Origin of the sequence: Arthrobacter sp. AG258 (assembly GCF_004364695.1) — a bacterium.
GTDB lineage: Bacteria > Actinomycetota > Actinomycetes > Actinomycetales > Micrococcaceae > Arthrobacter.
Genome location: NZ_SOBI01000006.1, coordinates 89,514 through 102,777, shown reverse-complemented (window position 1 = coordinate 102,777; position 13,264 = coordinate 89,514). Strand labels below are relative to the sequence as shown.

Here is a 13,264-nt window from a genome sequence, read left to right as displayed (position 1 = left end):
AGCGGCCTGCCGCCTGAAAGCAGGAACCCAAAACGCAGCGGTCAGAGCTCTCCTTGGTGCGCCGTTCCGGCGGGCATCGGGGTCAGCCTGGTGACGTCCACCGGCTCCTGCAGGAGGCCCTCAAGAGAGGCGTTAAGCCGCGCGACGGCTTCTCCCGCGCCGTGTGCGTCCAGCAGTTCGGCCGAGTCCCATTTTTCGATCATGACGATCTGGCCGTTGGGGGCCTCATGGATGGCGTAGAGCTCGCAGCCCGGCTCCTTATGCACCTCGGCGATGGCAGGGGCAAGGGCTGAGGCAACGGCGTCGAAGGCTCCGTCCTTGGGCGTGAAGACGGCGGTGACGATGACGGTCATGGTGGGTATTCCTTATCTGGTTGGGGTGAGCACGACTGGTGAGCAGCTGTTGCGCGGAACAAAGTCCGCTTTGACCTCGATGGTCCGCTGGCCGTCGGGCAACTTGCCCTGCATCCGCCCCAGCACCAATTCCAGGGAGTGAAGCGCGAGCATGCCGATGGGCTGCCGGATGATGCTGAGCGGCGGGCTGGTCAGTTCGGTCCAGGGACTGTCGTCAAAGACGATGACCGAAAGGTCGTTGGGGATGCGGGTGCCTGTCTGGACCAGGCGCCGGACGGCGCTCTGGACCTGGGCGGTGTTGGCCACGATGATCCCGGTGGGACGGTCCGGCAGCGCCAGCAGGGACCCCACGGCGTCGCCCCCTCCGTCACCGCGGAACGGCACGTCCCGGATCAGCTGCGGGTCCACCGTGACGGAGCAGCTGTCGTGGGCGGCTTGGTACCCCTGGATCCTGGACCGTCCCGTGGACGTGCTGACAGGCCCGGTAATCAGACCGATCCGGGTGTGCCCCAGTCCGAGCATGTATTCGGTGGCACGGCGGGCCGAGTCCACGTTTTCGATGCTCACAACGTCAACGTCCGCCAGCTCCGGAATGGTGCGGTCGACGAAGACGACGTTGACGCCCAGGGACTGCAGGCGCGCCCACTTTTCCACGTTCGCTCCGGTGGGCGTGGCAATTACGCCGCCGACGGACCGGTCAAGGAGCGTGTCCAGGGAGTCCGCTTCAAGGTGCGGATCTTCCTGCGTGGTCATGACCACCACCTGGACTCCATGGCTGCGCGCCTCCCAGACAATCCTGTCCGCCAGCTGGGCGAAGAAAGGGTTGGCCAGGTCGGCCACCACCAGCCCCACGGTGGGGGCATGGCCCACGCTCAGTTCACGGGCGGCGGCACGCGGCCGGTAACCGAGATCCTCGATGACCCTGAGCACCATGTCCCGCTTGGCCGGTGCAACCGGGCCGGACTCAGGGTTAAGGACCCGGGACACCACGGAAACCGACACTCCCGCGGCGGACGCGACGTCGCGGATTGTTGGAGCCTTCTTCACTTCTCCTCCTCATTGAAGGTTCTACCCGATCGCCGGCATCGATAGTTGCGCCGTCATGAAAGGCGCCCAAAAAAGCGTTTTCGTTGTGACCGTTGACACAGCCTAGCACCCGCTGGTACAAAAGTGGAACCGGTTCCACTCCGGCCCTCGAATTCACATCCCGCGACAAAGAAGTTGCCCCACCCGTGCGGTGGAGGTGCTTCCCGGACGCGGAAACGCCAATCAGAGAGATCCCCCATGAACCTTCACAAGCTCCTCAGCGACCGCGAGCAGCAGGGCCGTCCCATTCGAGTGGGACTCATCGGCGCCGGCAGGTACGGCACCATGTACCTCGCCCAGGCGAACAACATCCCCGGGATCCATGTGGTGGCCATCGCCGACATCAACGTCAAGCGCGCCGAAGGAGCCTTCGAACTGGTCGGCTGGCCCAGGAACCAGATCGCACCGGACATCGCCACCGCCCTCCGCGACCGAAGCACAGCGATCATTGCGAACGCGGACGAGCTGTTCGACGTCGACATCGACGTCATCGTCGAAGCCACCGGCAACCCGATCGTGGGGGTGAAGCACGCGCTGCGGGCCATCGAGACGAAGAAGCACATCATCATGGTGACCGTTGAAGCCGATGCCCTGGCGGGGCCGGCACTGGCCCGCCGTGCGGAGGCCGCCGGCGTGGTGTACTCCATGGCCTACGGTGACCAGCCGGCCCTGATCATGGAACTCGTGGACTGGGCGAGGACCAGCGGCTTCGACGTTGTCTGCGCCGGCAAGGGCGCCAAGTACCTTGAGCACTATCACGAGATGAACCCGGACAACGTCTGGGAAAACTGGGAATTCTCGAAGGAACTCACCGACTCCGGCCAGCTGAACCCGTACATGCACACCTCGTTCCGGGACGGCACCAAGGCATCCATCGAGATGGCCGCCGTCGCCAACGGCGCCGGGCTGGTCCCCTCCGATAACGGGCTGAGCTTCACCCCGGGCGACGTCGAGCAGATCGCCACGGTCTGCCGGCCAAGCGATGTGGGCGGGGCCCTCGTCCACGAAGGCAGCGTCGACGTCATGTCCAGCGTCAACCGCGACGGCACCTGGATCCCCCACAACACGCAGGAAGGCGTCTTCGTGGTGGTGAAGGCGACGAACGGATATGTTTCCGGCTGCTTCACCGAATACCCCTGGCACCCGGACCCCACCGGGCAGTACGCGGCACTGTACCGTCCGTACCACTATGTCGGCCTGGAACTCAACGTCTCCATCGCCAACGCCGCCCTCCGCGGCATTGCCACCGGCTCGCCTGTGGGATTCTTCGGCGACGTGGTGGCAACGGCCAAGAAGGACCTCAAGGCCGGCGAGTTCCTCGACGGCGAAGGCGGCTACACCGTCTGGGGCAAGCTCGTTTCGGCCCGGCACTCCGTGGAAACCGGGGCACTGCCGGTGGCCCTGGCCCACCACGTGGAACTGCGCAATGACATCGCCAAGGGCGCAACCGTGGGCTGGGACGACGTCATCATGGACGGCTCCCTGGCCCAGGCCCTGGAACTGCGCCGGGAAACCGAAGCGCTCGTCACCGCATCTGCCCTCACCGCCTGACCGGCCCGTTTTGCACTGACTCCTTCCAACGAAGAAAGGCTTCACATGAATTCGAAATTCCGCGCCCTCACCGGAGCGCTGGCCTGCACCCTCGCCGCGTCCCTCCTGGCCGGTTGCGCCTCCGGCGCTGCCGGCGGGACCGGCGGCGCAGCCCCGGCGAAGATCCAGCTCTCCATCCCGGACCCCATCGACTCGTCCGTTGGCGTTTCGGCCCAGCACTTTGCGGACCAGGTCAAGAAGACCTCCAACGGGTCCGTCCAGGTCACCGTGGTTCCCAACGGAACAAGCTTCAGCGGCGACCAGAACGCGGCCGTGACCCGCCTGCAGGGTGGTTCCCTGGACGCCCTGATCCTGTCAACATCGGTTTATGCCTCCGTGGTGCCGGAGATGAACGGCATCAGCATCCCGTACCTGTTCAAGGACACCACCCAGGAGGCGGCCTTCCTTAACGGCAAGCCGGGCCAGGTCCTGAAGGACAAGCTGGCCCAGAAGGACACCGTGGCGCTCAGCTTCATGACCAGGACGGGCCGCGTGATCACCAACTCGGTGCGCCCCATCCAGCAGCCGGCTGACCTGAAGGGCATGAAGATCCGCGTTCCGGGCAACCCGCTCTGGACGGACTACTTCGGCTCCCTCGGTGCGAGTCCCACCACCATGGCCTTCTCCGAGGTGTTCACCGGCCTGCAGACCGGGACCATCAACGGGCAGGAAAACCCGATCGAGGTGCCGTGGACCAACAAGTTCTCCGAGGTGCAGAAGTACGTCTCCCTGACCAACCACATCAATGACGCGTGGGTCCTGGCCCTGTCATCGAAGAAGTGGGGCACGCTCTCGGACGACCAAAAGAAGGCCCTCACCGACGCTTCCACCGAAACGGCCACGTTCAAGACCGGCTACGACCAGGAGCAGTCCAAGAAGCAGCTGGACGACCTCAAGGCCAAAGGCATGCAGGCCAACGAGCTCAGCGCCTCCGCCATCGAGGAATTCAAGACCGCGTCCAAGGGCCTGTACCCGAAGTTCTCCGAGCTGATCGGCAAGGACTTCTTCGACCAGGCGATTGCCTTCACCGCCTCCAACTAACCGTAAGCGGGTGCCGGGGCGTACTGCCCCGGCACCCGTGCGCCACATCCGCTCTCAACGTCGACAGTCTGGAAGAACATGAAACGCACCCTCCCTCCCGAGGAACTTGAGGAGGTCCTCCCCTCTGACGCGGAGGAGATCCTGCACCACGGCCACGTCCCGCCGCGCTGGAGCGGTGCCGTGTGGTTCGACAAGGTCCTCGAAGGCACCGTCGGCGCGGCGATTATCGCCGAGCTCCTGGTCATCCTGCTGAACATCATGGTCCGGCTGGTCACCGGCGATTCCGTGCTCTGGACCCAGGAAGTGTCGGAGATCGCGCTCCTGACCATCGCCTTCATCGGCGGCGCGATCGCCTATCCCAAGGGTGCACACATGTCAGTCCAGGCGCTCATCATGCGGCTGCCGGCCACCTGGAAGCCATACCTTGCGGCCCTGGTCGACTGCCTGGTCTTCGTCATGAGCGCGGGATCGTTTGCCCTCTACGTCCCCACCCTGGTCCAGCAGATCGAAGAGAAGACCCCTATTCTCCAGCTGCCCGTGTTTTGGGTGTCCCTTCCCTTCTCGGCAGGGATGGTCCTCATAGCCTGGTTCGCCCTGGTCAAGATGAAGCGGCAGGAGCGACGCCCTGTGTTCGTGGCGGCCGGCATCACCGCGGCACTCAGTGCCTTGGTGGTCCTCAGCCAGCCGCTCTTCTACTACGCGTCTCCCAACCTTCTCCTCGGCGTCGTCCTTGCGGTGCTGTTCATCCTGCTCTTCCTGGGCCTTCCCATCGCCTTCGTCCTGGCCCTGGCCTCCGGCATCTACCTTTACCTCGGCGGCATCTCGGACGTCAGCGCCATCCCTATCGGCATGGCTTCCGGCGCCAAGGGCTTCGTGCTCCTCGCCATCCCGTTCTTCATTCTCGCCGGGACGGTGATGAACTCCGCCGGGCTGACGCTCCCCTTGGCCAAACTCGTCGACGCCCTCATCGGGCACCTGCGCGGCGGCCTGCTTCAGGTGGTGGTCGTGACGATGTACATTTTCTCCGGCATCTCGGGTTCCAAGGTGGCTGACGTTGCCGCCGTCGGCACCACCATGCGGAACATGCTCGAAGAGCGCAAGTACCCACGCGGCGAGGTGGTGGCGGTCCTGTCGGCCTCCGCCATCATGGGCGAAACGATCCCGCCGAGCATCGTCCTGCTCGTCCTTGGATCCATCACCACCATCTCCACCACCACCCTGTTCCTGGCCGGATTCCTGCCGGCGGCCTTCCTGGCCCTGGTGGTGATGGCGCTCGTGTTCGTCCGCGCCCGTAAACAGGGCGGCGTCGCCAGCACGAAGGCAACGTGGCGGACCCGCGGCTCTGCCACCTTCTTCGCGATTCCCACGCTGCTGCTTCCGGTGGGCATGGTGGCCGGGATCCTGAGCGGCTTCGCGACCCCCACCGAGGTGTCCTCCGTCGCCGTCGCGTACGCCTTCATCCTGGCCGCCGCCTACCGCCGCGGCAGCAAGCGGCTGCTGGGGGACACGTTGCGGGAAACCACCACGACGGCGGGCATGGTGCTGTTCATCATCGCCGCCGCCTCGCCCCTGGCGCAGACGCTCGCCCTTGCCGGCGTCTCCCAGCAGATCCACGACCTGATGTCCAGCCTCGGTGACTCGCCGGTCCTCTTCATGCTCTTCACGGTGGTGCTGCTGATCATCATGGGCCAGCTGCTCGAGGGCCTGCCGGCCGTCCTGATCTTCGCGCCCCTGCTGCTGCCCATCGCCACCAGCTTCGGCGTCAACCCGGTGCAGTACGCCATGGTGCTGATCATCTCGATGGGCATCGGGTCCTTCGCGCCACCGGCCGGCGTCGGATTCTATGTAGCCTGCGCCACCGGACACGAAACCGTCGAGAAGAGCCTCAAGCACTTCTGGCCCTACCTCATCGCGGTGTTCATCGGCCTGCTCGTCCTCGCGGCCGTGCCCTGGTTCAGCACATTCCTCCCCGCCCTCGCCGGCCTCATCCCCTTCTAGAGAACATGACCATATTGACAGTTGAGCAACAGCAGCGGCCCGCCATCCACGGGTCCGTGGCCCTCCTGGGCACCGGACCGATGGGGGCACCCATCGCACGGAACATCCTGGCCGGCGGGGTCCCGCTGGCACTGTGGAACAGGACACCGGACAAGGCCCGAGCCATTGCCGGTGCCAGCCTCGCGGCCTCCCCCGCCGGCGCCGCCCGGGACATTGTCCTGACGGTCCTGCCGGACCTGCCGCAGGTCGAGGCCCTGCTGGCGGGCGACGACGGGCTGCTGGCGGGGTGGCAGCGCGCCGGCACCGAGCAGCCCATCCTCGTGATCCACGGGACGGTCTCGCCCGTGGCCGTCGCTGCGTTCGGTGAGAAGTGCCGGACGAACTGGGGCGTCACGGTGGTTGACGCGCCCCTGAGCGGCGGAACCATCGGTGCGGCGGAGGGCCGGCTCAGCATCATGGCCGGCGGGCCGCGGGAGGCCTACGAACGCTGCGTACCGCTGTTTGGGTTGTACGGCACCAAAGTGGCGTGGTTCGGGGAAACCGGAGCCGGATCAACCGTCAAGGCGTGCAACCAGATTGTGGTTGCCGCCACCGTGACAGCGTTGGCCGAGGCCATGGCCCTGGCTGCGGCGTCAGGCCTGGACCTGGCGGGCGTGCAGTCTGTCTTGGCCGGCGGCCTGGCCAACTCGGAGGTGCTGGTCCAGAAGGGACAGCGCCTCATCGACCAGGATTTCGACGGCGGCGGCTCGGCAAAGAACCAGCTGAAAGACCTTAACTTCATCGCAGAGACTGCCGGGGCTTCGGGCGTGAAACTCCCGTTGGCAGGCTGCTTGCGGGGCGTCTTCGAAAAGATGATCGCGGCAGGCGACGGCGACCTGGACCACACGGGGATCTACCGGACCATCCAGGGTTAGGTCCTTCGATTCAGCGGAGCCGCCTCGAGGACCTGCTGCAGCCCGGTGACCGGGATGTCAGGAAACTCGGCCCGCGCTGGCGCATACTCAAAAGAAGCAGCCCCCGATTCCTCCCAGGCCGCAGCGTCCGCCACCCGGGCCAGGAACGGCGAAAAGGGCTTTGCAGCCACGGAGAGAGCCCGCGCGGCGGCCGCCGGGATCCGTTGGACCGACCCACGGCCGGCCCGGGCGAACACGGCCTCCGCCATCTCGTTGGCAGTGAGCGTCTGCGAGCCCCAGTCGATGACGCGGTTCCGCAGCGCAGGGTCCCGGAGGGCACGGACCACGACGGCGGCCGCGTCCCGGACCGAGGTATAGGTCACCGGGACTGACCCCGAGCCGAACACGGGCACCTTGCCCTTCGATTCAAGCGGGGCCGCCATGATCTCCAATCGCTGTTCCAGGAGCGCCCCCATCCTGATGACCGTCCAGTCCATGCCGGATGAACGGACCGCATCCTCGGCGGCCGCTTTGCAGCGCAGGTAGTCAATCGGTCCGTCCGGGGCAGCGCCGTGCATGGACATCATCACCAGGTGCCGGACTCCGGCTGCGGCGGCCGCACGGATCAGCCGGATGGCGCCGTCGCGGTCAACCGCGCGCGGGTTTGTGTCCTTGGCCCCAAATCCGGAGGCCGCGAACACCACCCCGGTGCAGCCCGCCACCGCTTGCCGGCAGTCCTCGTCCGAGGCGAGGTCCGCACGGAAGAGTTCGACGCCGTCGCCCATCTTTTGGGGGAAAGGCTGGGACGTGCCGCGGGCCATGACACGGACCTGCTGGCCCGCCTGCAGCAGGAGGGGAACCACGGCGCGGCCAAGGCGGCCCGTGCCGCCGACCACCAGGATCATGGCCGGCCACCTCCCGCAGCGCCCTGGATTGCTTCCCGGACGGCCTGGTTCACGTCGCCGGAGTCCTGGTCCACGGGCTCAAGGTAGAACTGGGCCGCGGCGATCTTGTCGTGCCGAAGGGTGAAAATGGCCACCCCCGCGGCGCGCTGTACGGATCCGTCCGGCCGGGTGCCGCGGTTGCTCCATTCCAGCCAGAGTTTGCCGTCCGGTCCGGTGGCAGCGTCATGGACGGTGAGGGTGAGGTCCGGCAGGCCGGCAAAGAGTGCCGTCCAGTTCTTCCGGACCTGGGCGGAGCCGGAGAAGCTGCGGGCCGGGTGGACGGGGGTGGTGTTGCGGTAGTCATCCGCGAACTGGGACACCATGTCCTCGACGTCGTGGCGGCCGGCCGCGGCCAGCATGCGCCGGACCGGGCCTTCGGGGACGCGGTCGATTCCTGAAGCGTCCATGATCTGCTCCTTAGGTTCCGTCGCGGGAGGCGGAGAGGCTGGTACGCTGAATTTGATACAGTCAGCTGTATCTAACTGATACAAGGAGCTTAAGCCCGATGGGACCCGCGGTCAATGGTGCGCCACCCCGCTCCCGCGGCTACGACGCCCGCCGCCGGCAGGAGGCGGCCGAGGAGTCCAGGAAACGGGTGCTCGCCGAGTCTCGCGCGCTGTTCCTCGCGAAGGGATACGGCCGGACCACCATCGCCGCCATCGCCCATGCCGCCGGCGTGTCCAAGGAGTCGGTGTACAAGGGGTTCGGCGGGAAGCCCGGGCTGGTCCGGGCCATCTACGAGCAAAGCCTCCTGGGATCCGGCGGCCCTCCCGCTGAAGAGCGGTCGGACCGTGCGAAGGCCACCGCCGTCGATGCCCGCGAGCTTCTGGAGCAGTTCGGCCGGTTCATTTCCGAAGTGAGCCCGCTGGGCTCGCCCGTCTACCTGCTCATCCGGGACGCCGCGTCGAGCGGAGACCAGGACATGGCCGCACTCCTGCGCCACGTGGATGACGAGCGGTACCAGCGGATGCTGCACAACGCGCACCAGGTGCTCGGACGGGGATTCCTGCGCCCGGGCCTGACGGCGGAGGAGGTGGCCGACGTCTTCTTCATGAGCACCTCGGCCGAGCTGTACGAGACCCTGGTCCTCAAGCGCGGCTGGAGCGCCGAGCGCTTCGGGACGTTCATGGCCAGGACCCTGGCCGCCAACCTCCTGCCGCCGGGCGGCGGTTGAGCCTGCCGAAACCCAGCCTGTCGAAACCCCGCGTAGGCTACTGCTACACCTCGCCAAAGCCCTGACCGGAACGGAGACCCGCATGCACGCCGTGCTCGAATACACCTACGCTGACGACTATCTTGAGAGCCGCGAACAGTACCGCGCCGACCACCTCCGCGCAGGGTGGGAAGCCGTGGAACGCGGCGAGCTTCTGCTGGGCGGAGCAGCCGGCGAAGGCCCCTTCAAGGGATTGCTGATTTTCACCGGCGAGAACCCACTGGAGGCCGCCAAAGCGTTTGCTGAAGCGGACCCCTACGTCATCAACGGCGTCGTGACGTCGTGGGCCGCCAGCCCGTGGACCACGGTGCTCGGAAACGAAGCGGCCACTCCCGTTCGGCCTTGAGGTTCAACACCGTGTGACCTCAGCAGCTGGCGATCCGACGCACGTTGCGGATTCGCGCCGCGGTCTACCGTGCCGGCCTGAAGCCCATCTCCCCCGAAATGGCTGCAGCAACGCCCTGCACCGGAAGCAGGAGTTCCCGCATGCGGTTCGCCGGCATGTAAGGCGCCGTTGCCGAGACACTGATGGCACCCACGATTGACCCTGAACCGTCGCGGATGGGGGCGGCGACGCAGCGGATTCCCGGTTCGTTTTCCTCCATGTCGTACGAGTAACCGCCCTTGCGGTAGTGATGCATCCGCGCCACGAAGTCATCCTCAGCCTTTGCGCCCGCAGTGCTGGCCGCAGGTGCCGCGGCCGTCTCGTCAGCCGGCGTCTCCGCGCGCCAACGCTCCACCCATGCCGCGGCATCGTCGTCCAGCAGCAACGCCTTGCCGATACCCGTACGTGTCAGGGGCATGCGCAGGCCGACCCGCGAGCGCATCTCCGCTCCCCGCTGTCCCGAAATTTTGACGAGATAGAGGACCGAGCCGTGATCGCGGACGGCCAGGTGCACGGTGTCCAACACCTGGGCTGCCAAGTTGTCCAGATGCGGTCCGGCGACGGCGGCGAGCGGGTTGGATGAGAGGGCGCTGAACCCCAGCTCAATCAAGGTGGCACCAAGGCCCAAGCCCGCGGGGGTATCCCGCAGGTAGCCCTCGCTTTTGAGTGCCTGCAGGAGCCGATGCACCGTGCTGCGTGGCAGCCCGGTGACGCGCTGAAGCTCCGGGGCGTCCTTGGCACCGCCAGCAACGAGGCGCACAAGGGACAGTCCGTTCAGCAGCGTTTGGGCGCCTTTCGGGGCCATGTCGTTCTTTTGCACTCCATCCATGATCCCACTATATGGGTTGCTGTTGAACAGTGTGGGACGTGCCGCATACTTTCGTTCCATGCCTCACCCCTCATCACCCGGAGAGCCAGCCCTCGTGGCCCTCGACTGGGGTACGTCCTCCCTTCGCGCCTGGGCGCTCGACGGCGGCGGCGCCGTGTTGTCGGCGACCACGTCTCGTGACGGTCTGCGCGCCGTAGGCGAGCGCGCCGCCGCGGACGGGACTGACCCCGGGCACGCGTTCACCCAAACCCTTGCCGCGCTCTGTGACCGCCTGGGGGCAGCGGGCGTACCCGCGCTGGCCTGCGGAATGGTCGGCGCCGACGGCGGCTGGACAACGGCCGGGCGCCTCGATCTCCCGGTTCCCGCCGAGGCCCGGGCCTTCCAACCGACCGCTGTTCCGGGCGCCTCCCCCGTGGTCAGTATCGTTCCCGGACTCAAGACGGCTCCGGATATGACGGGCGCCTGCGATGTGATTCGCGGGGAGGAGACCCAAGTCCTTGGAGCCTTGGCCCGTCTCGGCAACCCGTCCGAAGCGAGCCTCATCCTTCCCGGTACGCACACCAAGTGGCTTCGAGTAGCCGGCGGCGAAATTGTTGACTTCACCACAGCCATGACCGGAGAGTTGCACGCCGCGCTGCTGGAGGCGACGATTCTGGGCGACCCGGTCCGGCGCGGCGGGGCGGAGGGGGCTGCGTCAGCGCAGGGGGATGCCGACGCCTTCGATTCCGGCGTGATGCACTCGCTTTCACACCCCGGCCACCCGTTCGCAGCGCGTCTCTTCAGCGCCCGTACGCGGTACCTTTCCGGGGAGCTGGCAGCCGCTGGCGTCTCGTCCTACTTGTCCGGCCTGCTGATCGGCGACGAGACAGCTGCGATGCTTCCTGCAGCCCTGGCATCAGGCGCCCCCCTGGCCTTGTGTGCAGACGGCCCGCTGGGTGGCCTATACCAGCGAGCTCTATCAGCTCAAGGCACGCAAGTGCAGCTGCTGCAGTACACCGCCCTCGATGGGTTGCGCGCTGTAGCCCGGGCATGGGGCCTCCTGCCCATCGCCGTTACCACTCCCGCGAACCCCTTCTCCTAAAGGATCCCCGTGACTTCCACTCCCACCGGACTCATCGCCATCCTGCGCGGACTCACCCCCCAGGAGGCGCCCGCCGTCGGCCGCGCTCTCTACCGCGCCGGTATCCGCACCCTCGAGGTCCCGCTCAATTCCCCTGACCCGCTTGAGTCCATCCGCCGGCTGCGGGAAGATTTGCCCCACGACGCCCGCGTGGGCGCCGGCACCGTCCTCACCCGGACGCACGCGACGGATGTGGCAGAAGCCGGCGGCCAGCTGATCGTGTCTCCCAACGCCAACGCCGAGGTTATCGCTGCCACGGTATCCCTGGGCCTGGCCAGCTACCCGGGCGTGGCCACGCCCAGCGAAGCATTTGCCGCACTCGAGGCCGGTGCCACCGCCCTGAAGATCTTCCCCTCAGAGACTGTCGGCATCGCCGGCATGAGGGCCTGGACTTCCGTTCTTCCCGAGGAAACCCAGCTGCTGCCCGTAGGCGGCATCGACGACCAGACGCTCACTCCCTGGCTGGAGGCGGGAGCCGCCGGGGCGGGTATTGGCTCCTGGCTGTACAAGCCGGGCCGCTCTGTCGAGGAGGTCGCGGCGCGCGCGGGTTCCCTCGTGGCTCTCTGGAACACCCACGCCGCCTCCTAAAACACCTATACCCTGCATCCGAAAGGCGACGCTTCGATGAAGATCGAGTCCATTACCACCTACACCGTTCCGCCACGGTGGCTCTTCGTAAAGGTTGAGACCGATACCGGCGTAATCGGCTGGGGCGAGCCCGTCCTGGAAGGTCGAGCGGCTACCGTCGCAGCGGCGGTGGAGGAACTGGGCGACTACCTGATCGGCAAGGATCCACGCCGTATCGAGGACCATTGGACGGTGATGTACCGCTCCGGTTTCTATCGGGGCGGCGGCATCCACATGTCCGCTCTGGCCGGACTCGACCAAGCCCTGTGGGACATCAAGGGCAAAGCCCTGGGCGTACCCGTGCACGAGTTGCTCGGCGGGCAACTGCGCGATTCCATCAAGGTGTACTCGTGGATCGGCGGTGACCGGCCGGGCGAGACCGCCGCGCAGGCCCGGGACGCCGTAGACCGGGGATTCAGTGCCGTGAAGATGAACGGGCCTGAGGAACTCCAGTACATCGACACTTGGGACAAGGTGGAGCGGGTGGTGCACAACGTCTCCGAGATCCGCGACGCCGTGGGACCGAACATAGGCATTGGGGTGGACTTCCATGGGCGGGTGCACCGTCCGATGGCCCGCGTGCTGCTCCGGGAACTGGAGCCTTACCATCTCATGTTCATTGAGGAACCTGTGCTCTCGGAGCACGTGAACGGCATCGCGGACGTTCTCCGGGAGTCTTCCACGCCCATCGCGCTTGGCGAGCGCCTGTTTTCGCGCTGGGACTTCCGTCAAGTGCTGGAGTCCGGTGTCGTGGACATCATCCAGCCGGACCTCTCCCATGCAGGAGGAATTACCGAAGTCCGCAAGATCGCTGCCATGGCCGAGACCTACGACGTCGCGTTGGCACCGCACTGCCCCTTGGGGCCAATCGCTTTGGCGGCGTGCCTGGCTGTGGACGCCGTCAGCTACAACGCGGTGATCCAGGAACAAAGCCTGGGCATCCACTACAACAAGTCCAACGACCTGCTGGACTACGTCACCGATCCGAGCGTCTTTGACTACGCAGACGGCATGGTCAAGATCCCGTCCGGGCCGGGCCTGGGTGTGGAGATCAACGAGGACTATGTCATCGAGCGGGCCAGGGAAGGCCATCGCTGGCGCAACCCCGTGTGGCGCCACGCGGACGGTTCCTTCGCCGAATGGTGACCTTACAAAGCAATTTCTTTCTGTCCTAAGACACCGTTA

At 66.4% G+C, this 13,264-nt stretch carries 14 protein-coding genes; 9 read left to right on the top strand and 5 right to left on the bottom strand.

The window, feature by feature from the left end; all coding sequences use genetic code 11:
• Nucleotides 1–41: 41 nt before the first annotated feature.
• Nucleotides 42–353 carry a putative quinol monooxygenase gene (locus DFO47_RS14025; protein ID WP_133832057.1) on the bottom strand — a complete coding sequence of 104 codons (312 nt, stop codon included), beginning with the start codon at nucleotides 351–353 and terminating at the stop codon, nucleotides 42–44.
• A 12-nt stretch (nucleotides 354–365) separates the two neighbouring features.
• Complete coding sequence (locus DFO47_RS14020; RefSeq protein ID WP_133832056.1) at nucleotides 366–1,400, bottom strand: LacI family DNA-binding transcriptional regulator; 1,035 nt, start codon at nucleotides 1,398–1,400, stop codon at nucleotides 366–368.
• A 237-nt stretch (nucleotides 1,401–1,637) separates the two neighbouring features.
• Between DFO47_RS14020 and DFO47_RS14015 the strand changes: the two genes are divergently transcribed.
• From DFO47_RS14015 to DFO47_RS14000, 4 genes are all read left to right on the top strand, one after another.
• Nucleotides 1,638–2,990, top strand: coding sequence for a Gfo/Idh/MocA family oxidoreductase (locus DFO47_RS14015; RefSeq protein WP_133832055.1), 1,353 nt, complete (start codon nucleotides 1,638–1,640; stop codon nucleotides 2,988–2,990).
• A gap of 45 nt (nucleotides 2,991–3,035) precedes the next feature.
• Nucleotides 3,036–4,070 (top strand): DctP family TRAP transporter solute-binding subunit, encoded by a 1,035-nt coding sequence (locus DFO47_RS14010; protein ID WP_133832054.1) that lies wholly within the window; start codon nucleotides 3,036–3,038, stop codon nucleotides 4,068–4,070.
• A 78-nt stretch (nucleotides 4,071–4,148) separates the two neighbouring features.
• Nucleotides 4,149–6,068 carry a TRAP transporter large permease subunit gene (locus DFO47_RS14005; protein ID WP_133832053.1) on the top strand — a complete coding sequence of 640 codons (1,920 nt, stop codon included), beginning with the start codon at nucleotides 4,149–4,151 and terminating at the stop codon, nucleotides 6,066–6,068.
• A gap of 5 nt (nucleotides 6,069–6,073) precedes the next feature.
• A complete protein-coding gene (locus tag DFO47_RS14000; protein ID WP_133832052.1) occupies nucleotides 6,074–6,982 on the top strand; it encodes an NAD(P)-dependent oxidoreductase in 909 nt (302 codons plus the stop codon).
• Here DFO47_RS14000 and DFO47_RS13995 read toward each other — a convergent pair.
• Nucleotides 6,979–7,866, bottom strand: coding sequence for an SDR family oxidoreductase (locus DFO47_RS13995; protein WP_133832051.1), 888 nt, complete (start codon nucleotides 7,864–7,866; stop codon nucleotides 6,979–6,981). The two genes, DFO47_RS14000 and DFO47_RS13995, sit on opposite strands and share 4 nt — an antisense overlap.
• Nucleotides 7,863–8,312 (bottom strand): nuclear transport factor 2 family protein, encoded by a 450-nt coding sequence (locus DFO47_RS13990; RefSeq protein WP_133832050.1) that lies wholly within the window; start codon nucleotides 8,310–8,312, stop codon nucleotides 7,863–7,865. Before DFO47_RS13990 ends, DFO47_RS13995 begins: the two co-directional genes overlap by 4 nt.
• Before the next feature lie 98 nt (nucleotides 8,313–8,410).
• Here DFO47_RS13990 and DFO47_RS13985 point away from each other — a divergent pair, with 98 nt between their 5' ends.
• Entirely contained in the window at nucleotides 8,411–9,079 is a 669-nt protein-coding gene (locus tag DFO47_RS13985) for a TetR/AcrR family transcriptional regulator (protein ID WP_133832049.1), read from the top strand.
• Nucleotides 9,080–9,161: 82 nt separating this feature from the next.
• Complete coding sequence (locus DFO47_RS13980) at nucleotides 9,162–9,464, top strand: YciI-like protein (protein ID WP_133832048.1); 303 nt, start codon at nucleotides 9,162–9,164, stop codon at nucleotides 9,462–9,464.
• Nucleotides 9,465–9,528: 64 nt separating this feature from the next.
• On the opposite strand, the gene DFO47_RS13975 is transcribed toward DFO47_RS13980, so the two are convergent.
• Nucleotides 9,529–10,332, bottom strand: a complete 804-nt coding sequence (locus DFO47_RS13975; protein WP_133832047.1) for an IclR family transcriptional regulator — start codon at nucleotides 10,330–10,332, stop codon at nucleotides 9,529–9,531.
• A 58-nt stretch (nucleotides 10,333–10,390) separates the two neighbouring features.
• Between DFO47_RS13975 and DFO47_RS13970 the strand changes: the two genes are divergently transcribed.
• The 3 genes from DFO47_RS13970 to dgoD are packed head-to-tail and all read left to right on the top strand — an operon-like array spanning nucleotide 10,391 to nucleotide 13,225.
• A complete protein-coding gene (locus DFO47_RS13970; RefSeq protein WP_166651727.1) occupies nucleotides 10,391–11,413 on the top strand; it encodes a 2-dehydro-3-deoxygalactonokinase in 1,023 nt (340 codons plus the stop codon).
• Nucleotides 11,414–11,422: 9 nt separating this feature from the next.
• Entirely contained in the window at nucleotides 11,423–12,040 is a 618-nt protein-coding gene (locus tag DFO47_RS13965) for a 2-dehydro-3-deoxy-6-phosphogalactonate aldolase (protein ID WP_133832045.1), read from the top strand.
• A gap of 36 nt (nucleotides 12,041–12,076) precedes the next feature.
• On the top strand, nucleotides 12,077–13,225 hold the full coding sequence (dgoD, locus tag DFO47_RS13960; protein ID WP_133832044.1) for a galactonate dehydratase: 1,149 nt from the start codon (nucleotides 12,077–12,079) through the stop codon (nucleotides 13,223–13,225).
• Nucleotides 13,226–13,264: the final 39 nt, after the last annotated feature.

Bases quoted from the DNA above. Each gene is read 5' to 3' on its own strand.
- DFO47_RS13970 (WP_166651727.1), top strand. From the start codon at position 10,391: ATGCCTCACCCCTCATCACCCGGAGAGCCAGCCCTCGTGGCCCTCGAC.
- DFO47_RS13985 (WP_133832049.1), top strand. From the start codon at position 8,411: ATGGGACCCGCGGTCAATGGTGCGCCACCCCGCTCCCGCGGCTACGAC.
- DFO47_RS14015 (WP_133832055.1), top strand. From the start codon at position 1,638: ATGAACCTTCACAAGCTCCTCAGCGACCGCGAGCAGCAGGGCCGTCCC.
- DFO47_RS14000 (WP_133832052.1), top strand. From the start codon at position 6,074: ATGACCATATTGACAGTTGAGCAACAGCAGCGGCCCGCCATCCACGGG.
- DFO47_RS13980 (WP_133832048.1), top strand. From the start codon at position 9,162: ATGCACGCCGTGCTCGAATACACCTACGCTGACGACTATCTTGAGAGC.
- DFO47_RS14005 (WP_133832053.1), top strand. From the start codon at position 4,149: ATGAAACGCACCCTCCCTCCCGAGGAACTTGAGGAGGTCCTCCCCTCT.
- DFO47_RS13975 (WP_133832047.1), bottom strand. From the start codon at position 10,332: ATGGATGGAGTGCAAAAGAACGACATGGCCCCGAAAGGCGCCCAAACG.
- DFO47_RS13990 (WP_133832050.1), bottom strand. From the start codon at position 8,312: ATGGACGCTTCAGGAATCGACCGCGTCCCCGAAGGCCCGGTCCGGCGC.
- DFO47_RS13995 (WP_133832051.1), bottom strand. From the start codon at position 7,866: ATGATCCTGGTGGTCGGCGGCACGGGCCGCCTTGGCCGCGCCGTGGTT.
- DFO47_RS14010 (WP_133832054.1), top strand. From the start codon at position 3,036: ATGAATTCGAAATTCCGCGCCCTCACCGGAGCGCTGGCCTGCACCCTC.
- dgoD (WP_133832044.1), top strand. From the start codon at position 12,077: ATGAAGATCGAGTCCATTACCACCTACACCGTTCCGCCACGGTGGCTC.
- DFO47_RS14025 (WP_133832057.1), bottom strand. From the start codon at position 353: ATGACCGTCATCGTCACCGCCGTCTTCACGCCCAAGGACGGAGCCTTC.